25 protein-coding genes are annotated in these 24,125 nt (G+C 65.5%); 9 read left to right on the top strand and 16 right to left on the bottom strand.

Annotation, left to right across the window (positions count from 1 at the left end):
• Positions 1-170: 170 nt before the first annotated feature.
• On the bottom strand, positions 171-410 hold the full coding sequence (locus C8J45_RS00775; RefSeq protein WP_107961502.1) for a hypothetical protein: 240 nt from the start codon (positions 408-410) through the stop codon (positions 171-173).
• 223 nt (positions 411-633) lie between these two features.
• On the opposite strand from C8J45_RS00775, the gene C8J45_RS00770 reads away from it, so the two are divergent.
• Positions 634-1,944, top strand: coding sequence for an ectonucleotide pyrophosphatase/phosphodiesterase (locus C8J45_RS00770; RefSeq protein WP_107961501.1), 1,311 nt, complete (start codon positions 634-636; stop codon positions 1,942-1,944).
• Between the two features lie 11 nt (positions 1,945-1,955).
• Positions 1,956-2,417, top strand: a complete 462-nt coding sequence (locus C8J45_RS00765) for a MaoC family dehydratase (protein ID WP_107961500.1) — start codon at positions 1,956-1,958, stop codon at positions 2,415-2,417.
• Positions 2,418-2,682: 265 nt separating this feature from the next.
• Here C8J45_RS00765 and C8J45_RS00760 read toward each other — a convergent pair whose 3' ends face one another.
• The 5 genes from C8J45_RS00760 to petA form a co-directional block, all read right to left on the bottom strand.
• Complete coding sequence (locus C8J45_RS00760) at positions 2,683-3,402, bottom strand: hypothetical protein (protein ID WP_107961499.1); 720 nt, start codon at positions 3,400-3,402, stop codon at positions 2,683-2,685.
• A gap of 256 nt (positions 3,403-3,658) precedes the next feature.
• Positions 3,659-4,207, bottom strand: coding sequence for an adenine phosphoribosyltransferase (locus tag C8J45_RS00755; protein WP_107961498.1), 549 nt, complete (start codon positions 4,205-4,207; stop codon positions 3,659-3,661).
• A gap of 139 nt (positions 4,208-4,346) precedes the next feature.
• Entirely contained in the window at positions 4,347-5,189 is an 843-nt protein-coding gene (locus C8J45_RS00750; protein ID WP_107961497.1) for a cytochrome c1, read from the bottom strand.
• A gap of 21 nt (positions 5,190-5,210) precedes the next feature.
• Positions 5,211-6,497, bottom strand: a complete 1,287-nt coding sequence (locus C8J45_RS00745) for a cytochrome b/b6 (protein WP_107961496.1) — start codon at positions 6,495-6,497, stop codon at positions 5,211-5,213.
• A 9-nt stretch (positions 6,498-6,506) separates the two neighbouring features.
• Entirely contained in the window at positions 6,507-7,073 is a 567-nt protein-coding gene (petA, locus tag C8J45_RS00740) for a ubiquinol-cytochrome c reductase iron-sulfur subunit (RefSeq protein ID WP_056489394.1), read from the bottom strand.
• A gap of 192 nt (positions 7,074-7,265) precedes the next feature.
• Here petA and C8J45_RS00735 point away from each other — a divergent pair, with 192 nt between their 5' ends.
• From C8J45_RS00735 to C8J45_RS00725, 3 genes are all read left to right on the top strand, one after another.
• Entirely contained in the window at positions 7,266-7,715 is a 450-nt protein-coding gene (locus C8J45_RS00735; protein ID WP_107961495.1) for a tRNA (cytidine(34)-2'-O)-methyltransferase, read from the top strand.
• Positions 7,716-7,890: 175 nt separating this feature from the next.
• Positions 7,891-8,733: an oxygen-dependent coproporphyrinogen oxidase gene (gene hemF / locus C8J45_RS00730; RefSeq protein ID WP_107961494.1), complete on the top strand. Its 843-nt coding sequence runs from the start codon at positions 7,891-7,893 to the stop codon at positions 8,731-8,733.
• Positions 8,734-8,737: 4 nt separating this feature from the next.
• On the top strand, positions 8,738-9,337 hold the full coding sequence (locus tag C8J45_RS00725) for an N-acetyltransferase (RefSeq protein ID WP_107961493.1): 600 nt from the start codon (positions 8,738-8,740) through the stop codon (positions 9,335-9,337).
• A 181-nt stretch (positions 9,338-9,518) separates the two neighbouring features.
• Here the strand turns inward: C8J45_RS00725 and C8J45_RS00720 are convergent, their stop codons facing one another.
• Together C8J45_RS00720 and C8J45_RS00715 are read right to left on the bottom strand one after the other, a co-directional pair.
• Positions 9,519-10,259: a hypothetical protein gene (locus tag C8J45_RS00720; RefSeq protein ID WP_107961492.1), complete on the bottom strand. Its 741-nt coding sequence runs from the start codon at positions 10,257-10,259 to the stop codon at positions 9,519-9,521.
• An 8-nt stretch (positions 10,260-10,267) separates the two neighbouring features.
• Positions 10,268-11,101, bottom strand: a complete 834-nt coding sequence (locus C8J45_RS00715; protein ID WP_107961491.1) for a glycerophosphoryl diester phosphodiesterase membrane domain-containing protein — start codon at positions 11,099-11,101, stop codon at positions 10,268-10,270.
• Between the two features lie 118 nt (positions 11,102-11,219).
• Between C8J45_RS00715 and lipB the strand changes: the two genes are divergently transcribed.
• From lipB to C8J45_RS00700, 3 genes are all read left to right on the top strand, one after another.
• Complete coding sequence (gene lipB, locus C8J45_RS00710; protein ID WP_258191197.1) at positions 11,220-11,873, top strand: lipoyl(octanoyl) transferase LipB; 654 nt, start codon at positions 11,220-11,222, stop codon at positions 11,871-11,873.
• Positions 11,874-11,976: 103 nt separating this feature from the next.
• Entirely contained in the window at positions 11,977-12,243 is a 267-nt protein-coding gene (locus tag C8J45_RS00705; RefSeq protein WP_055881015.1) for a hypothetical protein, read from the top strand.
• A gap of 270 nt (positions 12,244-12,513) precedes the next feature.
• Entirely contained in the window at positions 12,514-13,218 is a 705-nt protein-coding gene (locus tag C8J45_RS00700; RefSeq protein WP_107961489.1) for a hypothetical protein, read from the top strand.
• A gap of 252 nt (positions 13,219-13,470) precedes the next feature.
• Here the strand turns inward: C8J45_RS00700 and queE are convergent, their stop codons facing one another.
• The 7 genes from queE to parE form a co-directional block, all read right to left on the bottom strand.
• Positions 13,471-14,103, bottom strand: coding sequence for a 7-carboxy-7-deazaguanine synthase (gene queE / locus C8J45_RS00695; protein ID WP_107961488.1), 633 nt, complete (start codon positions 14,101-14,103; stop codon positions 13,471-13,473).
• A 2-nt stretch (positions 14,104-14,105) separates the two neighbouring features.
• Complete coding sequence (queC, locus tag C8J45_RS00690) at positions 14,106-14,807, bottom strand: 7-cyano-7-deazaguanine synthase QueC (protein WP_107961487.1); 702 nt, start codon at positions 14,805-14,807, stop codon at positions 14,106-14,108.
• A gap of 198 nt (positions 14,808-15,005) precedes the next feature.
• Positions 15,006-15,923 carry an Hsp33 family molecular chaperone HslO gene (locus tag C8J45_RS00685; RefSeq protein WP_107961486.1) on the bottom strand — a complete coding sequence of 306 codons (918 nt, stop codon included), beginning with the start codon at positions 15,921-15,923 and terminating at the stop codon, positions 15,006-15,008.
• Positions 15,924-15,955: 32 nt separating this feature from the next.
• The gene (gene argF / locus C8J45_RS00680; protein WP_107961485.1) at positions 15,956-16,873 is read right to left on the bottom strand and encodes an ornithine carbamoyltransferase; all 918 of its coding nucleotides are present in this window, start codon (positions 16,871-16,873) and stop codon (positions 15,956-15,958) included.
• 139 nt (positions 16,874-17,012) lie between these two features.
• On the bottom strand, positions 17,013-18,203 hold the full coding sequence (locus C8J45_RS00675; RefSeq protein WP_056055460.1) for an aspartate aminotransferase family protein: 1,191 nt from the start codon (positions 18,201-18,203) through the stop codon (positions 17,013-17,015).
• A gap of 199 nt (positions 18,204-18,402) precedes the next feature.
• Positions 18,403-19,584 carry a hypothetical protein gene (locus C8J45_RS00670; RefSeq protein ID WP_181321051.1) on the bottom strand — a complete coding sequence of 394 codons (1,182 nt, stop codon included), beginning with the start codon at positions 19,582-19,584 and terminating at the stop codon, positions 18,403-18,405.
• Positions 19,585-19,759: 175 nt separating this feature from the next.
• Positions 19,760-21,766: a DNA topoisomerase IV subunit B gene (gene parE, locus C8J45_RS00665; RefSeq protein WP_107961483.1), complete on the bottom strand. Its 2,007-nt coding sequence runs from the start codon at positions 21,764-21,766 to the stop codon at positions 19,760-19,762.
• A gap of 159 nt (positions 21,767-21,925) precedes the next feature.
• On the opposite strand from parE, the gene C8J45_RS00660 reads away from it, so the two are divergent.
• Positions 21,926-22,780, top strand: a complete 855-nt coding sequence (locus tag C8J45_RS00660) for an outer membrane protein (protein WP_107961482.1) — start codon at positions 21,926-21,928, stop codon at positions 22,778-22,780.
• A gap of 510 nt (positions 22,781-23,290) precedes the next feature.
• On the opposite strand, the gene C8J45_RS00655 is transcribed toward C8J45_RS00660, so the two are convergent.
• Entirely contained in the window at positions 23,291-24,049 is a 759-nt protein-coding gene (locus tag C8J45_RS00655) for a GcrA family cell cycle regulator (RefSeq protein ID WP_107961481.1), read from the bottom strand.
• Positions 24,050-24,125: the final 76 nt, after the last annotated feature.

The raw sequence follows: 24,125 nt of genomic DNA, 5'->3' as shown, positions 1-24,125 counted from the left end.
TCTTTCAGTCGGCAGGGTATGGCCCCTACCCCTTAAGCTTGAGCGGCGAGCCTAAAATCTGTCTTACGCGAACCAGCAATGGTGCACGGGAATGCCGGACGCGCGACGAGTGGGCTCGAATTGCCCATAAGCTGAGCAAGAAGCCCCAGGGCGGGTAAGCCGGTGGGGCGTCAGCCGTTGGTCCTGGTATGATCGGGCAATGCCAGCGGCCGTCTTGCGGCCTTGCGCCCTGCTGCGGCGACGATGACTGCGCTGGACAGCAGGATGCTCGACACGAGCGCGCCGACCGACAGCAGGCCGACGGTGGTGACCGAGGCGTCGAAGGTGGTGCGCTTGCCGATCCGGATCGAGACTTTGGCGGCGGGGGCTTGGCGGGTTTCGTTTCGTGCGGGGTGCGTTGGGGTCTTCATCGGCCGAGGCTGAACCTTTCGCGGCTTTCGGGCAAGTCGGCGATTGGGCGTGGCTGCGGTTGCGATGAGCTCCAGGTGCGCCCGCGTAGGTGTGGCGGATCGGGCGGGGCCGTGGCGGATGCCGATGAGGTAGACGCGGGAGAAGAGCCGCGAACGGGTTTCCCTCCCCTGTCGTGCCGAGTAGGGATCGCGCGAAGTCGCCACCTGCTCGGGACGAACGGTTATGATGAAGAACGCGGCACTCCTCGGTTCTGCACTCGGGCTGACGCTCGCCGGGTGCGCGTATCCGTATACGCCACCTGCCCTTGCGCCGATCACTGCACCTGCGCCGACCACGATGGCGGCGGCTGCGATGCCGGGCGAGGCTCGGGCGCCGGTTACGATTCTCGTGTCGATCGATGGCTTCCGGCCGGATTATCTTGATCGTGGCGTGACGCCGAACCTCAACCGGCTGCGTGCGGGCGGCGTGTTCGCGAGCATGCGGCCGTCGTTTCCGAGCATTACCTTTCCCAATCACTGGACGCTGGTGACGGGGCTTCGACCCGACCGCAGCGGAATCGTCGGCAACAAGATGGAGGACCCGGCGCGGCCGGGCGAGACGTTCACGATGGCGACCGACGATCCGTTCTGGTGGAGCGAGAGTTCGCCGATCTGGGTCGATGCCGAGAAGGCCGGGATCCGGACGGCGACGATGTTCTGGCCGGGCGCGAACGTTGCCGTCGGCGGCAAGGTCAAGCCCGACAGCCACGGCGCGATCGAGGGGGGGACGCGGCCGGAGGACTGGCAGCAGTTCAACCAGCAGGTTTCAGGGACGCAGCGGGTCAACGCCGTGCTCGACTGGATGCGGCGGCCTGCCGCGATCCGGCCTAAACTCGTGACGCTGTATTTCGATACGGTCGACAGCGCGGGTCATGCGGGTGGGCCGGACAGTGCTGGCGTGACGCAGGCGGTGGCGGATGTCGATGCGAGCATTGGCGCGCTGGTCGATGGGCTTGCCGCGCTGGGGCAGCGGGCGAACCTGGTGATCGTCGCGGATCACGGCATGGCGGCGACTAGCAGCACGCGGGTGGTGGCGCTCGACACGATCGCGGACAAGGCGGATTATCGTTCGGTCGAGACGGGTCCGTACGCGACCCTGTTCGCAGTGCCGGGGCATGAGGCGGCACTGGAGGCGCGGTTGCTGACCCGCCACGATCATCTGCAATGCTGGCGCAAGGGGGAGATTCCGGCGCGCTTTCATTATGGACACAATCCGCGCGTGCCGAGCTATCTGTGCCTTGCCGATGTCGGGTGGCGGGTCGATCCGAGCGCGCCGACCAAGGCTTCGGTCGGCGGGATGCATGGGTATGACAACATGGCGCCGGAGATGCGCGCGCTGTTCATCGCCAACGGGCCGGCGTTTGCGCGCGGCAAGACGATTGCGAGCTTCGACAACGTGGCGATCGAGCCCTTGCTGCGCGACCTGATCGGGTTGCCGGCCGAGGCGGGGCTGGACGGCACCGACGCACCCTTCCAGAAGGTGCTGCAACGATAAGAGGAGAGGTTGTGCAGTATTTCGAGGATATCGAGGTCGGTCGGACCGCGTCGTTCGGTTCCTACGCGGTCACGCGCGAGGAGGTGATGGACTTCGCCGCGAAATACGATCCGCAGCCGTTTCACCTGTCCGACGAGGCGGCGGCGCAGACGCATTTCGGGCGGCTGTCGGCGAGCGGCTGGCATACGTGCGCGATGGTGATGTCTATGGTGGTCGCGAACCTGAAGGAGAACCAGCAGGCCGGGCTCGGGTCGCCGGGGATCGACGAATTGAAGTGGGTGAAGCCGGTGTATCCGGGGGACACGCTGCGCTGCGAGACCGAAATCCTGGAGAAGCGCGTGTCGGCGAGCCGGCCGGAGATGGGGATCTTCAAGAGCCGGATGCGCGTGTTCAATCAGGACGACGTGATGGTGATGACGTTCGTGTCTAATGGGTTAGTAGCTACCCGCCCTGCTGGCACGCCGACCGCTTGATTGGCGGTCGATCGCCCCTCACGTAATCCGGCTCTTCGTCTGACGTTGGTGTTTTTCACGCGAAGGCGCGAAGGTGCCAAGAGAAGATTTGTTCACGCGGAGACGCGGAGGCGCGGAGAGATTTAGGATGGCAGAGCTTCATCGTGAGCTTCACTGTCGCGATGAGTGGACCGCGCCGTTCCTGAACTAGTCTCCGCGTCTCCGCGTGAAAAACTAATGCTTCTCTTCGCGCCTTCGCGCCTTCGCGTGAACCAATCTGCTCTAGTTACTGCGCCGGACGACCGCCGCCGCGGTTGCCACCGCCCTGACGTCCGCCACCGAAGCGCTGTCCACCGCCGTAGCGCTGGCCGCCGCCGCCGCGATTGCCTCGGAATGCGCCGTCGCCGCGATTGCCACGGAAGCCGCCTTGGACTTGGGGCTGCTGCGGGTTGGCGACCTGGCCCGGCTGCGGAGGCTGGCCTGGTTGACCGAATTGGCCGCGACCGGGACCACGACCGCGATCGTCGCCGCGGCCGGGACGGCCGTTGCCGAACTGGCCTTGACCGAGCGTGCCGGGATTATTCTGATAGCCCGGACGGTTGCCACGCCAGCCGCCGTCTCGGCCACCATTGCCTCGGTTGCCGAAACCGCCCCAGTTGCCGCGGCCGCCATCGTTGCGGTTGCCGCGATATTGCTGGCGGCCCTGCCAGTAGCGTTGCTGGTTGCCGTTCCAGCGGTGCGGGCGGCGATAGCGATCGTAGACGTAGACGCCCGAACCGGGATAATAATAATCGCCGCTCCAGCCGTAGTAGGAGTTGAGGCCGCCATAGGCGGCGAAGCCGTCATAGCCCGCGCCGTAATAGCCGTCGCCATAGCCACCGCCGTAATAGGGATCGCTGGCATAGCCGACGCCCGCGCCGCCATAACCGTACCCGTCGGTGCAGCCCGCGACGCCCAGTCCGAGACCCAGGGCTAGGCCGATAATGCCGAAGCGCTTCATAAACATGGAGGTTCTCCCGTACGTGGAGAGCGGACACAACGCGCCGCCATTCATCGCACAACGGAGTCCTTATGTCGCAAGTTCCATGAATGGGGTCTGACGGGTTTTGGGGCTGGCGCGAGCGCCCGTGCGGATCAGGCGCCCTCTCTTTACTGTTCGCTCGCGCACGCGGGGGTCCAGGGTAGCGGTACGCTACGGTATTTAGCTGGGCCCCCGCGTCCGCGGGGGAACAAGGCCGCGGGCTTTCGCGGCAAGCGCGCGGTCAGTGTCCGGGGAAGTGGATCAGGGCGGTTGCTTCGATGCCGTCCGAGCGCAGTGCTTCCGCGCCGCCGAGGTCGGGAAGGTCGACCAGGAACTGGGCTTGCGTGACGACCGCGCCGGCTTTGTGGAGCAGGCGGACTGCCGCGCGGGCGGTGCCGCCGGTGGCGATCAGGTCGTCGACCAGCAGGACGCGAGCGCCGGGGGCGAAGGCGTCGGCGTGGATTGCGATGCGGTCGGTGCCGTACTCCAGAGCATAGTCTTCGGCAATGGTGGCGCCGGGGAGCTTGCCGTCCTTGCGGATCAGCAGGACGCCGGCCTTGAATGGTGCAGCTAGCGCGGCGGCGAAAAGGAAGCCGCGGGCTTCGATGCCGGCGACCAGATCGACGGGGCCCGAGACTGCCTCAACCATCCGCTCGATCGCGGTCGCCCAGCCGTGCGGGTCGAGCAGCAAGGTCGTGATGTCGCGGAACTGGATGCCGGGCTTGGGGAAGTCCGGGATGGTGCGGATCAGGGCTTTCAGGTCGGCGTTGCGCTCGTTGGTATCGGACATGGACGTTCCCTTCTTCGCACGAAGCGGTGGCCGTATCGCGGTGCTGCGCGACGGCCAAAACGAAAGCGGCGGATCAGGCTGTTCGCCCGTCCGCCGCTCCCTCTATCCGTGCGCCCTTACCGCGGGAGCCGGGCCGTCATCAATGTTTAACGTCGCGCCAGACGTTCTGATACGCGCCCCAGGCGAGGCCGCAGAAGATCAGGATGAAGATGATCGACGCGAACCCGGCGGCATGGCGCGCCTCGAGATTGGGCTCGGCGGTCCAGGTCAGGAACGCCGCGACGTCGGTCGACATCTGCTCCTTGGTGGCCTTCGTCCCGTCCGCATAGCCGACCTGGTCATCGGAGGTCAGCGGTGGCGGCATCGCGATGTTGAGGTTCGCGAAATACGGGTTGTAGTGCAGACCCTCTGGCGTCTTGATGTCCGGGAATTCCTTCAGCATCTTCGCCGACTGCGACTGATAGCCGGTCAGCAGCGAGTGGATGTACGCCCCGCCATCGTGACGCGCCTTGGTCATCAGCGACAGGTCGGGCGGCAACGCGTTGTTGTTGGCGGCGCGGGCGGCGACGTCGTTCGCGAACGGCAGCGGGAAGTGATCCGACGGGATGTTCTTCCGCGTGGCCGCTTCGCCCGTCTCCGGGTTGATCGACGGCTGCTCGATCACCCACTGGTTGGCGATCGCCTTAACCTCGGGCTCCGAATAGCCGATCTTCTGCAGGTCGCGGAACGCTACCAGGCGCAGCGAGTGGCAGGCGGCGCAGACTTCCTTGTATACCTGGAACCCGCGCTGGAGCTGGCGACGGTCGAACTTGCCGAACACGCCGTTGGAGGCGAGATCCAGCTCCTTGGGGTGGAGGTGATACTCGCTCTCGGCGGTCGCGGCGACGGGGTCGGTGATGGCCCCGTAGACGCTGCCGAACAGCGCGATGCCGAGCACCAGCACGAAGGCCGCGCCGACCAGGGATGCGATGAGACGAACCATGTGTGTGTCCTCTAGTTCGTATCAGTGCGCGAGCGCGGTTTTGGCCGGGCTGGTGCCGCCATGCTTGCTCAGCACGGCCTCGGTGATCGAGTTGGGCAGCGGCCTGGGGCGCTCGGACCGCGAGATCAGCGGCAGGATGATCAGGAAGTGCGCGAAGTAGTACGCCGCGCAGATCTGGCTCAGGATCACGTAGGTCGCCGTCGCCGGTGCACCGCCGCAATAGCCGAGGATCAGGATATCGGCGACCAGCACCCAGAACGCGATCCGCGCCTTGGGCCGATAGTTCATCGAACGAACCGGCGAGCTGTCCAGCCAGGGCAGGAAGAACAGCAGCAGGATCGAGCCGAACATCGCCAGCACGCCCCAGAGCTTGGCCGGCAGGATGAAGTCCGCGGTGAAGGCGCGCAGGATCGCGTAGAACGGCCAGAAATACCATTCGGGGACGATGTGCGCGGGCGTCGAGAGCGGGTTCGCCGGGATATAGTTGTCCGGGTGGCCGAGATAGTTCGGGAAGAAGAACAGCAGGCCGGCGAAGATCAGCATGAAGATGCCGAGCCCGAAGCCGTCCTTCGCGGTGTAATAGGGGTGGAACGGGACGGTGTCCTGCTCGCCCTTGACGTCGACGCCGGTCGGGTTGTTCGAGCCCGGGATGTGCAGTGCCCAGATGTGCAGGATGATGACGCCCGCGATCACGAACGGCAGCAGGTAATGCAGCGAGAAGAAGCGGTTGAGCGCGGCATTGTCGGGCGCGAATCCGCCGAGCAGCCAGATGCGGATGGTGTCGCCGACCAGCGGGATCGCCGAGAAGAACCCGGTGATGACCTGCGCACCCCAGAAGCTCATCTGGCCCCAGGGAAGCACGTAGCCCATGAACGCGGTCGCCATCATCAGCAGGAAGATGACCACGCCGAGCAGCCACACCATCTCGCGGGGTGCCTTGTACGAGCCGTAATAGAGCCCGCGGAAGATGTGCGTATAGACGACGATGAAGAACATCGAGGCGCCGTTGGCGTGTGCGTAGCGCAGGAACCAGCCCGCATTGACGTCGCGCATGATGCTCTCGACCGAGTCGAACGCGACCGCGCCGTTGGCGGCATAGTGCATCGCGAGGACGATGCCGGTGACGATCTGGATCGCCAGCGCGGCGCCGGCGAGCACGCCGAAGTTCCAGAAGTAATTGAGGTTGCGCGGGACGGGATAGCCGCCACCGAGTGAATTATAGACGAGCCGGGGAACGGGAAGCCGCTCATCCAGCCACCGCGTCAGCGGCAGCTTCGGTTCGTATTGCTTGGCCCAGGGAAAGCTCATGGTCGTTCCTCAGCCTACCGTGACGACGGTGTCGGAGTTGAAGGCATAGTCCGGAACGTGGAGGTTCGACGGAGCGGGGCCTTTGCGGATGCGCGCGGCGGTGTCGTAGGCCGAGCCGTGGCACGGGCAGAAATAGCCGCCGAACGGCCCTTTGTTTTCGCCCTCGCCCGCGCCGAGCGGGACGCAGCCGAGGTGGGTGCAGACGCCCAGCGTGATCAGCCAGTTCTTCTTGCCCGCCTTGGTGCGCTGTTCCAGCGTCTGCGGATCGCGCAGCGTCGAGATATCGACCGCGTCGGCTTCCGAGATTTCCTTCGGCGTCAGGTTGCGCACGAACAGCGGCTGCTTGCGGAACGAGGTCTTGATCGCCTGGCCGGGGAGGATCTTCGACAAGTCGATCTCGGTGGTCGACTGTGCGAGCACGTCAGCGCTCGGGTTCATCTGGTTGATCAGTGGCAGGACGATCGCGACCGCGCCGACACCGGCGAAAGATACCGCGGCGATGTTGATGAAATCACGGCGGCGAGGATCATGGGCCTCTTCGTGAAACGGCTCTGGCGATTCGCCGGGGGGAACCATGTCGTCGACTGTCGCCATTCATCTCGCCCTTGCACGTTATTTTTTTCGTGACGGGCTGGGCTTTCGGTTTCGCGAAACCATATCCCCAGTCCGTCCGACCGTCCCCACGGAGGCTGTGCTTTGATAGACGGCGGGGCGCGGGTTTGCCAACTGCAATTTGCTTTGGGTTACCGCCTTGCTAGGGGATCGGGCATGAGAATTGCCCTCTATCAGCCCGATATCGCCGGAAATGTCGGCGCGATCCTGCGGACCGCCGCGTGCATGGGGATCGGCGTCGACCTGATCGAACCGATGGGATTCACGTGGAGCGAGAAGGCGGTGGCGCGCTCGGGGATGGATTATGTCGGCGCAGTCGACGTGGTGCGGCATGTCGATTGGGATGCGTTCCTGCGCCAAGTGAGCGGGCGGATCGTGTTGCTGACGACGAAGGGCGCGGTGCGGCTGGATGTTGCCGAGTTTCGTAGCGACGACGTGTTGTTGATGGGGAGCGAGGGGACTGGGGTGCCGGAGGAGGTGCACGCGCGCGCCGACGTGCGGGTGCTGATCCCGATGCGGCCGGGGTTGCGGTCGATGAATATTTCCGTGGCGACGGGAATCGTCGCGGCGGAGGCGTTACGGCAGACGGGCGGCTGGCCCAGCTGATCCTCCCCGCACGCGGGGAGGGGGACCGTGCGAAGCATGGTGGAGGGGGTTCACCGCGAACGTCCCGCTTCGTCATCACAACCATAACGCTCGCGGAAATCCCCCTCCACCCTTCGGCCAAGTAGCCGAACGGTCCCCCTCCCCGTTCCGGGGAGGATTTGGTAGGGACCCGCGCATGACCGATCTCGATCCCCAGCAAGCCGCCGCCCGAACCTGGTTCGAATCCCTGCGCGATCGTATCTGCGCGGAGTTCGAGGCGATCGAGCGGGAGGCGGGCTCCGACGCGTCGTTCGAGTACACGCCGTGGGACCGGATCGATCCTTCAGGCGAACCCGGCGGTGGCGGCGTGCGCGGCGTGATGAAGGGTCGCGTGTTCGAGAAGGTCGGCGTCAACGTCTCGACGGTCGGCGGCACGTTCGAGGGCGACTTCGCCAAGTCGATCCACGGGGCCGGCGAAGACCCCCGCTTCTTCGCGACCGGGATCAGCCTGGTCGCGCACATGACCAACCCGCACGTGCCCGCGGTGCACATGAACTGCCGCTTCCTCAACACCACCAAGCGCTGGTTCGGCGGCGGCGGCGATCTCAATCCGCCCTTGCCGATCGAGGAGGATACGGCCGACTTTCATGCGACGATGAAGGCGGCGTGCGATGCGCATGATCCCGCGCATTACGAGCGGTTCAGGGAGTGGGCGGAGACCTATTTCTACATCCCGCACCGGAAAGTGAGCCGCGGTGCGGGCGGTATATTCTTCGACCATCTCGATGGCGATTTCGACGCGAACTTCGCGTTTACGCGCGATGTCGGCGAGGCGTTTCTGGATGCCTATCCGCGGATCGTGCGGCGGCGGATGGATACGCCGTTCGATGCCGCCGACGAGGCAAGGATGCTCGAATGGCGCGGGCGGTATGCCGAGTTCAATCTCGTCTATGACCGGGGGACTTTGTTCGGGCTCAAGACCGGTGGCAACATCGACGCGATCCTGATGAGCCTGCCGCCTCGCGCGACCTGGTCCTAACAGGGTGGCGCTGATCCCGGTTGCCGACGACGTCCTCGCGACGATCGTCACGACGCTGGAGATGCGCAAGCGGCCGCCGCTGCGACCGAGCCCGGGATCGCGGTTGCGGCTGGTGAAGTGGGAGCGGCCTGCGCTGGAGAAATATCGCGCGCTGTTCCGGCGGGTGGGGAGCCCGTGGCTGTGGTTCTCGCGGCTGGTGATGGCGGACGATGCGCTGGCGGCGATCGTGCATGGTTCGGGGATCGCGGTGTATGCGGTGCTCGATCCGGCGGGGATCGAGGTGGGGATGCTCGAACTCGATTTTCGCGCGGCGGGGGCGTGCGAGATCTCGTATTTCGGGTTGATCCCGGAACTGGCGGGGCAAGGTCATGGGCGGTGGCTGATGGCCGAGGCGTGCGCGCGGGCCTGGACCAAGGGGGTGGAGCGGGTCTGGCTGCATACCTGCACGCTCGACCATCCTAGCGCGCTGGGGTTTTATCGAGCACAGGGGTTCGTGGCGGTGAAGCGGACGATCGAGACGTTTCCGGACCCGCGAGCTTCGGGGTTGCTGCCGCCGGAGACGGCGCCGCAGATACCGTACCTGGGAAAGGGGCGTGGGGCCTAACCCACTCGGCAACTGAGCCGACTTGTTGCCGATCCCGTTCGACCATGTTCACCTCCCCGGCGGAGGCCGGGGTCCAATTGGGGGACGTTGCTAACTGAGCGCGGCGGCCGATTACTGCGACCTTTCCAATTGGGCCCCGGCCTCCGCCGGGGAGGTGCTTTCGATCAGGCGGGCTCGCCCCTTACCGCGCCAGGCGGCGGTAGGCGGAGATGGCGATCAGGGCCATCGCGATGCCGGCTGCCATGGCCGCCACAGCCGCACCCGCATCGACGATCGCGAGCGCGACCGGGTTGGGTTCGCCCGCTTCACGCAGCGCCTTGTCGAGCATCATGAACGGCGCACCGACGAGCCAGCCGCTGATGTAGCTGAACGCAGCCAGTCCCATCAGCGGGAGCCCCGAGCCTCGGCTGAGCGTGAAGCTGCGGCGGATTGCGCCGAGAGCACCGAGCGGGGCTTCGGCGAACAGTGCGGGGCCGGTCAGCATCGTCCGGCCGAGAATGTAGAGGCCGGGGATCGCGTAGAGCAGCAGCCCTGCCCCCGCCGGCAGCGAGACGATCACCATCGCCAGCAGGAAACGCGGGAAGATTCGCAGGCAGCGCGTCAACGCCTGCCGCAGATCGAGATGCTCGCGATCGAGATACAGCGCGTAGAACAAGGACGTACCGAAGAAGCTCATCACATAGGCCAGCAGGTACCAGCCGCCATGCGCCGCTGCCCAGGTCTGCACCGCGTCGGCCCAGACCAAAGCCTGCGCTTCGTTGTTGCCCGCGGCCGCATCGGGCATCGGCGGATCGGGCACGACCAGCGCTAGCGCGAACGCGGGCAGGAACAGGAACGGCGCGGCGATCCGCAGCAACAGGTCGCGGTCGCGCTTGAACAGCGTCCAGGCGTCGGTGAGAACGGTCGCGAAATCGAGCTTCATCGGGGATTTCATTCCTGGGGAAGTTTCTCTCTGACCGCGACGTAGAGCTGCGCGGTGAAGACCGCGGCGAGCGCGGTGAAGACGGTGGTGACGATCGTGGCGACGACGCCCGACAGGAACGTCGCGGTCGCAATGCCCTTCGCGCCGAGCGCGAGGCGGAAGATGATCCCGGTCACCGACTGCGCGGCCCAGGTGGACACGAGCATGACGATCGCGAACAGGATCAGCACGCCGATGATCCGCCACGTCAGCCCCTTGGTCAGCTGGAAGGAGCGGCGGATCGCACCGACCCCGCGGCGTTCGTTGAGGATGACCGCGTTGAGCAGCGCCAGTCGCGCGCCGATCCAGATCGCGATCAGCGTGAACACTGAGAAGTACAGTATGGCGAACTGCGCGGCACGGCCTTGCGACGGCGCCGTACGAAGCATCGCACTGCCGGCAGCAGAGAATCCGACGTACGGGATCGTTCCCGACGAGGACATCAGCACGATGACCGGCGGTATGACGAGGAGCACCGCGACGAGCGTGATCAGCACCGTGATGCCGAGCGAAGACAACACGCGCGCGCCAGCCTGGCGGCGTGCGGATGCGGCATCGGTGGCGGGGTCGGTCGCGATCGCGACGATCGCGAGCTGCGACCAGAGCATCGCGACCAGCGTCCCGATAGCCAGCACGCTGCCGACCAGGGCAAAGCTGATCGTCCCCGGCGTCGAGAACGCGACATAGCCGTCGCGGATCACGCTGGGCACGACCATGCCGAGCAGCGCGATCGGCGCGATCATGCCGGTGCGCCCGTTGAGCACTTCGACCGTGCGATCCCAGACCGTCCCCATCTTCACCATGCGTCTTGCTCCCCCGCTGATCTCGGCTCGCGGGTTAGCCCAAGCCCCTGCACTTGACCACATGGTTGCGACACGCGCCGGAGTTGCAACTTGGCGCGCGGGTGCGCAATTGGGATCGGTGACCACCCCCTTCCCCTCCGATATCGAATGGCGGACCAGCGCCGGCCTGACGCCCTATGCCGACGCGCTGGCCGAGATGGAGGCGCGCGCGGAGGCGGTCGGCACCGGCGATGCGCGCGAGCTGCTGTGGATGCTCGAACATCCGCCGGTCTATACCGCGGGTACCAGCGCCGAGCCGGGCGACCTGATCGATGCGCGCTTTCCGGTGATCCCGACCGGGCGCGGCGGGAAATACACCTATCATGGGCCGGGCCAGCGGATCGGCTATGTCGTGCTAGACCTGACCAAGCGCGGGCGCGACGTCCGCCGCTATGTCCATGCGCTCGAATCCTGGGTGATCGCGGCGCTCGGCGAACTCGGCGTCGAGGCGTTCGCGGTCGATGGCCGGGTCGGCATCTGGACGCTCGATCGGGGACGGGAGGCCAAGATCGGGGCGATCGGCGTTCGGGTCAGACGTTGGGTCACGCTCCACGGCTTCTCGGTGAACGTCGACCCCGACCTGTCGCACTTTGGCGGTATCGTCCCCTGCGGCCTGCCCGAGTTCGGCGTTACCAGCCTGCAATCGCTGGGCATTAAAGCCGATCTTGCAACTTTCGATGCAGCCCTCGCGTTAACAAACGACGCTTTTCTTGAAACAGTTTCTTGTCCTTGAGAAAACGAGGCTTGAGGGCAAGGCGTTATCGGATTAATGTCCACTACGATTTGGGTATTAAGGGCGAGCAGCCAGCCAAATCCTCTATCTAGGGAGCTTCCACATGCGTGCACTCATTTCCAAGGTCCTGACCGGTTCGCTGATCGCCAGCGCAGCACTTGCCGTTTCGGCTTGCGGTCCGAAGACCGAGACGACCACCGACAACACGATGGTCACCGACATGAACGCCACTGAAGGCATGGACACCATGACCGACAACATGACCGCAGTCGACGGCGCGTCGAACGGTGGCATGATGGCCAACGACACCATGATGGCGAACGACACGATGATGTCGAACGACACCATGATGACCAACAACGCAATGTAATCCCGTGGAGATTACCCGCTTCGGCGGGTAGTTTCCGACAGGACCTACGCGGTGTGAAGGGCCGCCCGGGCAACCGGGCGGCCCTTTTCCGTTGTGGCAGGCCGCCCCCGATCCGGGCGCATCCAGCGATCGTTCCGGACGCGACGAATCGAGTTTTCCGGCGCGGTGCAACCGATGTGCTCGCGGCGGTCGGAAAAGGTTAAAATCGCTTGGGAGTTTCCGCGAAACGCTTTAGATTCGGTCCCTTGGAATGCCCCTGGGGAGGTTGGAATGAAAGTGTTGCGTACCGCGCTCGCGCTTTGCGTCGCGTCGAGCGGTCTCGCTGTCGCGCAGTCGGCGTCGGCGCAGTTCTTTTTACAGTCGCGCGATTTTTCGGCCGCTGCCGTGACCGGCGACGAAGCGGATCTGGGGCAGCCCTTGCCCGGTGCGACCCCGGCCGAGACGCGCGCCGCGCTCGTATGGCACATGCGTGCGGCACTGAACGTTGCGGCGCTGCAGTGCCAGTTCGAGCCGACCCTGCTGACCGTGCCGACCTACAATTCGATCCTCGCCGACCACGGTGAGGAGTTGAAGAATTCGTTCGACACGCTGACCAAATACTTCGTTCGCGTGAACAAGGCGGCGGGCCCCAAGGCCGGGCAGACCGCGCTCGACCAGTTCGGCACGCGCACCTATTCGAGCTTTGCCACGGTCGCTGCGCAGTACGGCTTCTGCCAGACCGCCGCCTCGATCGGTCGCGACGCGATCTTCACGCCGCGCGGGCATTTCTCCGAGGTCGCGCTGGCGCGCTCGCGTGAGCTGCGCAACAGCCTGATCCCCTGGGGCGAACAGCGCTTCCCGCGTCGCATCGGTCGCGACACGGCCGCGATGCCGCGCCTCGACGTGATCTGCTGGAACAAGAAGGGCGAGTGGGTCGACAAGAAGTGCGGCGCGCAGAACTGGCCGCCCGCAGGCGTCGGGATCGCCGGAAGGTAAGGCATCGGGGGTTGTAAGTCGGGACCAGGTCTGCGTCGATTTCTTCCGGCCCCTGCCCTTATCCCGTATCTTGATTCCGCCGCTCTGCCCCATCCCGTGACCCCGGCGAAAGCTGGGGTATCCCTCTAGTCAGACGACCGGAGTCAAACGGGGATATCCCAGCTTTCGCTGGGATGACGGGAGGCGTTGATCATCCGGCGGAGTGGAGCGCGTATAGATGGGACGGAAACGTCCAGCCCCCTCCCGAACGCCTCAGCGCAAGCCCAGCAGCTTGTGGGTCTGGAGCGAGAGCCGCCACTGCGGCCGCGCCATCACCATATCCACGCACGCCTCGCGGTTCGCATCCGCATTCGGATCGTCGAGCGGCTGGAGCAGCAGGTTTGCGAAGTCCCAGGTCTCGACGTCGGCGATATCGGTGCCCGGCTGCGGCCAGACCAGCTTCAGCTCGTCGCCGGTGCGCTGGACGACGATGCTGCCGGCCTTGGGACTGATGCAGACCCAGTCGATACCGGGGTGTGCGGCAATCGTCCCGTTGCTCTCCATCGCGATCCGGAAACCGGCCGCATGCAGCGCCTCGACGACCGCGTCGTCGATCTGGAGCATCGGCTCGCCACCGGTGAGCACGACGAACCGGTCGGTCGTCCCCTCGCCCCAGAACCCCGCGACCGCATCCGCCAACGCCTGTGCATCGGCGAACTTGCCGCCGCCGAGCCCATCGGTGCCGACGAACTCTGTATCGCAGAATTTGCACACCGCGGTGGCGCGATCCTGTTCGCGGCCCGACCAGAGATTGCACCCGGCAAAGCGCACGAACACCGCACGGCGGCCCGCGTTCACGCCCTCGCCCTGCAGCGTCAGGAACATCTCCTTGACCGCATAACTCATCGTCAGATCGGCTTCACGGCATAGCGCGTCGGATCGGCGATCCCGGCCTCGTCGAAGCCCTTCGCGCGCAGGCGGCAGCTGTCGCATTCGCCGCAATGCAGGGAGCCAAGTGCCGGATCATAGCATGACCAGCTCAGGCCGAGATCGAGCCCGAGACGCGTGCCTTCGCGGACGATATCCGCCTTCGTCATATGCTGGAGCGGTGCCTGGATGCGGAACGGATCGCCTTCGACACCGGCCTTGGTCGCGAGCTCGGCGAGACCTTCGAACGCGGCGATGAATTCGGGGCGGCAATCGGGATAGCCCGAATAATCAAGCGCGTTGACGCCGATATAGATGTCGCGCGCGCCCGCCGCTTCGGCCCAGCCGAGCGCGAGGCTGAGGAAGATGGTGTTGCGCGCCGGCACGTAGGTGACGGGAATGCCGCCGCCGTCTTCGGTACCCGCGCCGCCCTTCGGCACGTCGATATCGGCGGTCAGCGCTGAGCCGCCGAACGCGGACAGATCCATCGGCAACACGATATGGCGCTCGACGCCGAGCGCGTCGGCGATGCGGCGTGCGGCCGCGAGCTCGACGCGGTGGCGCTGGTTATAGTCGAACGACAGCGCGAGCACGCGCTGTCCGGCGTCGCGCGCCATCGCCGCGGATACCATCGAGTCGAGGCCGCCGGAGACGAGGGCGACCGCATAAGGGGAGGATGTCATGATGCGGAGTCCGCTAGGCCAGCAGCAGCCAAAAAGAAAGGGCCGCCCGGTGGAGCGGCCCTGAAGGTTGGCGCGCTAGCGCGCCACAAGGGAGAAAAAAACGTGCTGAATAAGAGCACGGAGTCACCTATGCCGACGAGAGGTAAAGATCACGTTAATTCGGCGGTGTGAGGGTATTTTTCCTTTTAACACAGACGCTTAGCCGTCGACTGGCACCGGAAATTTCGTCGCACAGAACGCGCAGTCGACGATGATGAAGCCGCTCTCGTCCGCCATCGACTGGCGCTCCTCCAACGGGAATTTCGAGATCACGCCCTTTATGTACTCGGGATCGCAGCGACATCCGCGCGTGATCGGGATATCGGCGAGGATGCGGACGTCCTCCTCCTCGTTGAACAGGCGCCAGACGAGCGTCTCCAGCGGCAACGTCGCATCGGTGAGTTCATCGACGCCCATCGTGTTGCCGAGCGTGGCGACATGCTCCCATTCGGGATGGTCGAGCTTTGTATGCAGGCGCTCGCGCCCGTCCTCGCCCTCGGGGAGATGCTGGAGGAACAGCCCGCCGGAGATGCAGCGACCGTCGGGGCCCTTCGCCATGCCGGTGCGGATCATCGTCGGGATCTGCTCGGACTGCGTGAAATAGCTCTGCGCGGCCTGCGACAACGTGTCGCCGTCGAGCGGGACGATGCCCTGATAGCGCTCGTTGCTGGTCGCCATGTCGAACGTGATCGCGAGATAGCCAGCGCCGAAGAGGGCGAACAGCGACGGCTCGGCGGGGGCTTCGGCGAGCTTGTCGGCGTCGTATTCGATGTAGCCGCGCACTTCGCCGCCGCGGTAGTCGCAGACGAGCAACTGGACGACGCCGTTGTCGGTGCGCGTCTGCATCGTCAGCTGGCCGCTCGAATCCTTGAGCGTCGAACCGATCAGCGCCGCGAGCGTGAGCGCCTCGGCGAGCAATTTCTCGATCGCGGGCGGATAGGCGTGCGCGGCAAGCACTTCGTCAAGCGCGGTGCCGAGCCGCACGATCCGGCCGCGTGCACTGCGCGTCGGGATCGCGAAAGCCAGCGCACGGTCGAGATCGGTCACGTTGGGATCGAATTTTGGCGTATCGTTCATCGTCCGCCAGATGGTGACCCTGCCCGTTCAGGTCAACCGATCTGCCCGAAGCACCAGCGCAGGACCGACTTCTGCGCGTGGAGACGGTTCTCGGCCTCCTGCCAGATCAACGACTGCGGACCGTCGATCACCTCGGGCGTGACTTCTTCGCCGCGGTGCGCGGGGAGGCAGTGGAGGAACTTCGCGTCGGGTTTGGCGAGTGCCATCAGCGCGGCGTCGACCTGGTACGGTGTGAGCGCCTTCAGCTTCGCATCGGCATGCGCCTGCCCCATCGAGATCCAGGTGTCGGTGACGACGATATCCGCCCCCTCGACCGCCTCGCGCGGCGTCGACACGATCTTCGCACGCCCCTTGCCGATCGCGACATCCGCCTCGGTCGGCATATACCCCTGCGGGCACGCCGCGACGACGTCGAACTGCATCAGCCCGGCGGCCTCGACGATCGAGGCGAGCACGTTGTTGCCGTCGCCGAGCCACGCGACCTTGAGGCCGGGCAGTGTCTTGCCGCTCTCGATGATCGTCAGCAGGTCGGCCATGATCTGGCACGGATGCGACGCGTCGGTCAGCCCGTTGATGACCGGGACCGAGGCGTAGTGCGCCATCTCCTCGATCTTGGCGTGATCGTCGGTACGGATCATGATCGCGTCGACATAGCCCGACAGGATGCGCGCGGTGTCGGCGATCGACTCGCCGCGGCCGAGCTGCATCGAGCCGCCGTCGGACACGATCGAGGTGCCGCCGAGCTGACGGATCGCCATGTCGAACGAGAAGCGCGTGCGCGTGGAGCTCTTCTCGAACACCATCGCCAGCGTGTGGCCGGCGAGCGGTGCATCGGCGTCGACGCGGCCCTTGGGGAAGCCGGCGCGGGCCGCCTTGCGGTCGAGTGCGTCGGCCAGCATCGCGGCGATGCCGTCGGCTCCGGCGTCGGTGAGATTCAGGAAATGACGCATAATTCCTCCCCGGCACGGGGAGGGGGACCGCTTGCAGAGCAAGTGGTGGAGGGGGACCTCCACGGATGCTGCGCTGCGGGGAAAGCCCCCTCCACCATGCTTCGCATGGTCCCCCTCCCCGTACCGGGGAGGATCAGTTTCAATCGTCGGCGGCAGGCACGTAGACGCGCGCGGCGGTCGACAGCTTGTCGATGCACTCGGCGATATGGCTCTCGTCGATCACCAGCGGCGGCAGGATGCGGACGACGTTCTCGCCCGCCGACACCAGCAGCAGATTATGGTTGTCGCGCGCGAACGCGACGAACGCACGGCTGTCGCTCTTCAGCTTCAGCCCGAGCATCAGCCCGGTGCCGCGAACGCTGTCGAACAAATGATCGTGGTTGGGGATCATCTGTTCGAGCCCCTGCCGCAACCGGTCGCCCATCGCGGTGACGTTCTCGAGGAACCCGTCCTCCAGCATCACGTCGAGGATCGCCTCGCCCGCCGCCATCGCCAACGGGTTGCCGCCATAGGTCGAGCCGTGCGTGCCCGCGACCATGCCCTTGGCCGCTTCCTCGGTCGCGAGGCAGGCGCCCAGCGGGAAGCCGCCGCCGATACCCTTGGCAACCGCCATGATGTCCGGCGTGATGCCGTACAGCTCATGCGCGAAGAACTTGCCGGTACGCCCATAGCCGCACTGGACCTCGTCGAGCACCAGCAGCAGGCCGTGCTCGTCGCACGCCTTGCGCAGACCGGTGAGGAACTCGTGACTCGCCTGGCGGATACCGCCCTCGCCCTGGATCGGCTCGACCAGGAAGCCCGCGGTGTTGTCGTCGATCAGCGCCAGCGCGCCTTCGAGATCGTTGAACTTCGCATAGGCGAACCCCGGCAGCAACGGCTCGAACCCGTCGCGCATCTTCGCCTGATTGGTCGCCGAGATCGCGCCGAGCGTACGCCCGTGGAACGCGGTGTCGAACGTGATCAGCGTATGCCGCTGCGGATTGCCGTTGGCGAAGTGATAGCGCCGCGCGGTCTTGATCGCGCACTCGACCGCTTCCGCGCCCGAATTGGTGAAGAACACGGTGTCAGCGAAGGTATTGTCGACGAGGCGCTGTGCGAGGTGCTCGCCCTGCGGCGACCCGTACAGGTTCGACACGTGCATCAGCGTCGCCGCCTGATCCGCGATCGCCTTGGTCAGGCGTGGATGCGCGTGGCCGAGCGCGTTGACCGCGATGCCGCTCGCAAAATCGAGATACTGCTGACCGTCCTCGCCGAAGAGGTACGCGCCCTCGCCTCGGACCGGACGCACGCCACACCGCGGGTAGACGGGCATGAGCGGGGTGATGGTCACGACGGCAGCTCCTTCAAACAGCGAGGGCGACCCTTATCGGCCGCCCGAACCGCCTGATACGAGTGCGCGACGCTCGGGGCAACACCGCTTGAATAGCGCGAAGGCCACGGCGTTCGCCTGGACGGTGAAATCTCACGTCTTCCCGCACATATCCGAGGCCCGACGCAGACCTCTCAGGCGTTACGGGCTATCCAGGCGGTCAGCTCGTCCTCGGTTCCACCGTCAGATCGAGTATTTCGACGTGGGGGATGGTCGATCTCGTACGTATGCGCGACCCCGTTGAAAGCGCGACATCATAGACCAGCGAATAGCGTTCGATCCGTCGAAGCCCTGGATCGGACGGGGCCAGTTGAAGCGGCCGATACACGCGTTTGCCCAAGGCGTCGGTTACCAGTTTCACCCAGGTTTCGGTCGCGGTCGGTGACGTACGCACGGTGTCGACGTCGCGCACCGTGCCATCCGGTGCCACCCAGAACGCGATATCGGCCCATTGCGGCGTCGCATCGCCGTGTAGCGTTACGACCGACGACGTGTCCTCGCGCCGCCAGTTCCTCAAATCGATAGGCGGCGCATAGATCAGCTCCGCCGTCGCGACGCGTTTGCCGTTCATCGCTTGCGCACAATCACGCCCGGCCTCGGCACTGCGCGAGTCCTCCATACGGCACCGCAGCAACTTCGCGGCCTCTCGAAATGCCGCAAGATCGGGCTCGGTCGTTTCGTCGACCCGGCGCAACGATTGATAGGCGGTGTCACGATAGTCGGGGAACTCGCGGGCGACCGCCGTGTACATGCCGGCGACACGGAACAGGGCATAGCCCTTGACCCGCGCATCGCCCGCGGCATCGGCCTGGTTCGCGACCTTGTTGTAGACGTCTCGTGCCGCGATCAGCCGGCCTTCCTTGGCGAACGCATCGCCCACCGCCAAACGCTGCACGAAAATGCGACGATCTGTCGACGGAAGCCCAGATTTCAGCGCGTCGAGCGAATCGATCGCGGTGATCCGCGCGGCGTCGCTTTGCCCGATCAGCGCGAGCATGCGGCCGCTGGCGCGCAGCAGGTCGCCGACTTCGACCGGAAGCTCCTTCCTGTATTTCATGTTGCGCCCGCGCGCCTTCGATAAGGTACGCTGCGCATCGGCATAGTTGCCCGCGAGAAATTGGTTTTCCGCATGCGCCAGCGACGCGTCGATCTCTTCCTTGGGCGGACATTGACGGTCGATACACGCCGCCAGCGCGCGTTCGCTGTCTTCGATCCGGTGCCCGACGACGACAATAGTCTTCTCTTCGTCGCCGATCGAGAGCGCAACGGGTGGAGACACGGTCGCCGGTGGCGGAACGGCGGCCTGAGCAGGCGAGGCCGATTGCAGAAGGAGGAAAGCCAACGGGATCATTTAACGATACCCCTATCTTTCAAAGCCCTGGTCGCTTCGATCGAAAGACAGTGTATTCAGGCGGTTCATCAATGCAAGATGGTCGTTTCATCGAAATTCGATGTTTCCGCAACATCGCGACGGCTTGGCGACACGGTACACGGCGTCGCCTTTCCTGCCCCTTATCTCACGCGTCGATCGCCTCTTCGTCCATGCGGCCTGCATTCTCCTGGATGAACGCGAAGCGGTGGGCGGGGTTGTTGCCCATCAGGCGGTCGACCAGGTCCTTCACCTGCGCGCGCTCCTCATATTCCTGCGGGAGCGTGATGCGGAGCATGCCGCGGGTAGCGGGGTCCATCGTGGTTTCGCGGAGCTGGCTCGGGTTCATCTCGCCGAGGCCCTTGAAACGGCCGACATCGACCTTCTTGCCCTTGAAGACGGTGCGCTCGAGTTCGGCGCGGTGCGCGTCGTCCCTCGCGTAGATGCTCTTCGTACCGACGGTGAGGCGGTAGAGCGGCGGTTGCGCGAGGTAGAGGTGCCCGCGGCGGACGAGTTCGGGCATTTCCTGGAAGAAGAACGTCATCAGCAGCGTGGCGATGTGTGCGCCGTCGACGTCTGCGTCGGTCATGATGACGATGCGTTCGTAGCGCAGCGTATCCGGCGTGCAGTCCTTGCGCGTGCCACAGCCTAGCGCCAGCGTGAGGTCGGCGATCTCCTGGTTGGCGAAGATCTTGGCACTGGTCGCCGACGCGACGTTGAGGATCTTGCCGCGGATCGGCAGGATCGCCTGCGTTTTCCGATCACGCGCCTGCTTGGCCGAGCCCCCTGCCGAATCGCCCTCGACGATGAAGAGTTCGGTCCCTTCGGGCGAGTTCGCCGAACAGTCGGTGAGCTTGCCGGGCAGCCGCAGCTTCCGCGCGGACGTCGCGGTCTTGCGCTTGACGTCGCGTTCCTGCTTGCGGCGCAGGCGTTCGTCCATCCGCTCGAGCACATAATTCAGCAGCGCCTTGCCGCGCTCCATGTTGTGGCTGAGGAAATGGTCAAAATGATCGCGCACCGCCTTCTCTACGAGGCCGGCGGCTTCGGGGCTGGTGAGGCGATCCTTGGTCTGGCTCTGGAATTGCGGTTCGCGGATGAAGACCGACAGCATCAGCTCGCTGCCGACCATGACGTCGTCCGCGCTGATATCCTTGGTTTTCTTGTTGCCGACGAGATCGCCGAACGCGCGAAGCCCGCGGACCAGTGCCTGGCGGAGGCCCTGTTCGTGCGTGCCGCCGTCGGGGGTCGGGATGGTGTTGCAATACCAGCTGTACGAGCCATCGCTCCACAGCGGCCACGCGACCGCCCATTCGACGCGGCCTTGGGTTTCACCTTTCGCGCTCGGGAAATCCTGCGAGCCGGAGAAGAAGTCGGAGGTTGCGCATTCGCGACCGGCGATCTGGTCGCGGAGGTGATCGGCGAGGCCGCCGGGGAACTGGAACACCGCCTGGGCCGGCGTGTCGTCGGCGATCAGGTCGGGCGCGCAGTGCCAGCGGATCTCGACGCCGGCGAACAGATACGCCTTCGAGCGGACGAGCTTGTAGAGCCGCTGCGGCTTGAAGTTCAGTTCGGTGCCGAAGATCTCGGTGTCAGGCGTGAAGGCGACGCTGGTCCCGCGACGGTTGGGCGTGGCCCCAAGATGCTCGATCGGTCCGAGCGTCAGCCCCTTGGCGAAGCGCTGGCGGTACAGTTGGCGGTCGCGCGCGACCTCGACGACGGTGTCGGACGATAGCGCGTTGACGACGCTGATGCCGACGCCGTGCAGGCCGCCCGAGGTGGCGTACGCCTTCCCCGCAAACTTGCCGCCCGAATGGAGCGTCGAGAGGATGACCTCCAGCGCGGATTTGTCCGGAAACTTCGGATGCGGATCGACCGGGATGCCCCGGCCGTTGTCGACGATCGTCAGACGGTTGTTCGCCTCCAGCGTGACTTCGATCCGCGTGGCGTGGCCGGCGACAGCCTCGTCCATCGCGTTGTCGAGCACTTCGGCGGCGAGGTGATGCAGAGCGCGCTCGTCGGTGCCGCCGACGTACATGCCGGGGCGGCGACGTACGGGTTCGAGGCCTTCGAGCACCTCGATCGAGGACGCGTCATAGGTGTTTGCAGCGGTCTTCCCGCCAGACGCGCCCGGGGACGCGAACAGATCTTCAGCCATGGAGCGAACGTAGCCGCTGGCTTGCGACAAAGCCACAGGCTCCGTTTGTTCTCCGTGTTACCGGAAAGCCACATTGATGTAGATTGTTGCATCGATGGGATAAATTTAGCGCGATCCGCCGTTTATGAAAAACCTGTCATGAAGTTTCCTGGAGTGAATATGAGCAAGACGATGATGGTGGCGCTCGCTGGCGCCGCTACGCTGGGGTTCGCGGCATCTGCCGCTGCGCAGGAAGTCACGGCCGACGCGCCGTTCAGCGGCATCTATTTCGGTGCGGCCGGTGGGTACGACGTCCAGCCGAACGACGAAGGTTCGTCGATCCTGTTCGATCGCAACCTCGATGGCCGCTTCGGTGACGCCGTCACGACCGCTGCCGGCGCCAACGCGTTCTCGCCCGGTTTCTGCAACGGCGCCGCGCGGAGCAGCACCGCTCCTGCCGTCAGTGGCCGTGGCTGCCGCAACGACAAGGACAACACCGCCTATTACGCGCGCGTCGGCATCGACCAGCAGCGTGGCAACATCGTCGTCGGCGTCGTCGGCGAGTTCGGCAAGTCGAACATCCGCGACAGCGTCACCGCCTTCTCGACCACGCCCGCCTTCTACACGATGACGCGCGACCTCGACTGGGAAGCCTCGATCCGTGGCCGTGTGGGCTATGCGGTCAACACGACGCTGTTCTACGGCACGTTCGGTCCGGGCTATGCGAGCATCAACCGCGATTTTTACTCGAGCAACACCGCCAACGCCTATGCGCAGAGCGGCAAGAAGAACCAGTTCGGTATCACCGGCGGCGGTGGCATCGAGCAGAAGCTCGGCAAGAACATCTCGGTCGGCATGGAATATATGTTCCACCAGTATCAGGACGACGACGCACGCGTTCTCGTGACGCGCGGCACGCAGCCTGCGACCAACCCGTTCGTGCTGGCGCCGAACACGGCCGGCACCGCGTTCAAGCGCTCGGATGATAATTTTCGTTGGCACAGCCTGCGCGGCACGGTGGCGTTTCGGTTCTGAGGCGCGGGGCGGCCTGCTCCAAGCTGGAGCAGGACTCGCCCAAGCCCGGCCGGCGCGGTTCACCGCGACCGACGAGATGGGCTTTGCCCATGGCTAGCGTGATATGAAAAAGGCCGCTTCCTCACACGGGGAAGCGGCCTTTTTTGATTGCATGCAAAGTTTGTTTCCCCGCGAAGGCGGGGACCCAGTCTGGGCTCCCGCCTTCGCGGGAGAACAAGAGGGGGCGGAAGACGCGCTGAGCTGCAAGAAGCACCACCTCGGCGGAGGCCGGGGCCCAGTTGGGAAACGTTGCTAAACGGGCACAGCGCTCAGTTACCGAGACCTTTCCAACTGGGCCCCGGCCTTCGCCGGGGTGGAGCCTGTTTGAAAAAAGGCCGCTTCCTGGCCGAGGAAACGGCCTTTTCTACATCACGCTAGCCATGGGCAAAGCCCATGTCGTCGGCCGCGGCGAGCCGCGCCGGCCGGGCTTGGGCAAGTCCTGCGCCAGGTTGGCGCAGGCCGCCCTGCGCCTCACCTAGGTCGCGGACCGCCGAACGGCAGCGGCGGAGTCGGACGACGATCACGGCGCGGCAACTGTGCCTGGTACGCGTGGCCGCAGTGATCGACGCAATACGGGAACCCTGGGTTCACCGCCTTGCCGCAGAAGTGGAAGTCGGGCTCGCCAGGATGGCCGAGCGGCCATTTGCAGATGCGGTCGTTCAGTTCGAGCAGGCTCGTCTTGTTCGCCATCTCGGCCGACGGCTTGGCAGGCACGAGGCGACGCGGTGGGGCCGGCGTGCTCGGTGGCTGCTGTTCGCCGGGTGCCTGGCGGAGGAAGCCGCCGGGGCCGACCGAGCGTAGGATCGGCTGCGGTGCGCGGACGGGCGCGACGACGGCCGGAGCAGCCTCGTCCTCATCCTCGTCTTCGTCGTCCTCGGGCTCTTCGGCGACCGGCTCTGGTTCGACCGGTGCCGCAGGCTTGGCCGCTGCGACGACGGGCGGTGCGACCGGGGCGGGCTTGGGGGCCTCGACCTCGACCGGCTCCGGTGCCGCGACCGGCTCAGGGGCTGCCGCAGCAGCCGACGCCGTTGCCTCGGCAGCAGCAGCCGCCTTCGCCTCGGGATCGTTCGGCTTCACCGGCGACGGGCGCGCCTGTAGCTCGAGGCGGTGCGCCTTGCCGATGACGGCGTTGCGGCTGACGCCACCCAGTGCTTCGGCGATCTGGCTGGCGGTCTGGCCGGCCTCCCACATCGTCTTGAGCGTCGCGATGCGCTCGTCGGTCCAGGACATGTTCGTTCCTTAGTCTACGTCAGTCGGCCAATCTTCAAGCCGGGTTGCGGGCGGCAGCGGCAGGGATTACCCGCAA

Origin of the sequence: Sphingomonas sp. PP-CE-3G-477, assembly GCF_003050745.1 — a bacterium.
Taxonomy (GTDB): domain Bacteria; phylum Pseudomonadota; class Alphaproteobacteria; order Sphingomonadales; family Sphingomonadaceae; genus Sphingomonas.
Note: the sequence above shows the minus strand (reverse complement) of the source record. Positions and strands in the feature narration are given on the sequence as shown.